Source organism: Mitsuaria sp. TWR114, assembly GCF_007997345.1.
Map to the genome: position 1 here is coordinate 1 of NZ_VOSR01001141.1, position 553 is coordinate 553.

Consider the following 553-nt stretch of genomic DNA (forward strand, 5'->3'; position numbering starts at 1 on the left):
GCCGCGGCCTGCACGTTCTGCTCACGGATCGCCTGGACCACGTCGCTGGCCGACAGGCCATGCTCGGCGACCTTCTGCGGGTTCCAGCCAGATGCGCATCGAGTAGTCGCCCGAGCCGAACAGCTGCACCTGCCCCACGCCCTGGATCCGCGCCAGGCGGTCCTTGACGTTGAGCACCGCGTAGTTGCGCAGGTAGGTCATGTCGTAGCGGTCGTTGGGCGAGAGCAGGTGCACGACCATGGTCAGGTCGGGGCTGCTCTTGACCGTGGTCAGACCGAGCCGGCGGACTTCCTCGGGCAGGCGCGGCTCGGCCTGCGAGACGCGGTTCTGCACCAGCTGCTGCGCCTTGTCCGGGTCGGTGCCCAGCTTGAAGGTCACGGTCAGCGTCATGAGGCCGTCGGTGGTGGCCTGGCTGCCCATGTAGAGCATGCCTTCGACGCCGTTGATCGATTCCTCGAGCGGCGTGGCCACGGCTTCGGCGATGACCTTGGGGTTGGCGCCGGGGTACTGCGCGCGGACCACGACCTGGGGCGGCACGACCTCGGGGTATTCC

1 pseudogene is annotated in these 553 nt (G+C 68.4%); it reads right to left on the reverse strand.

The window, feature by feature from the left end:
- Positions 1-553: pseudogene (locus FUT87_RS28195) on the reverse strand (efflux RND transporter permease subunit); the annotation flags it as partial.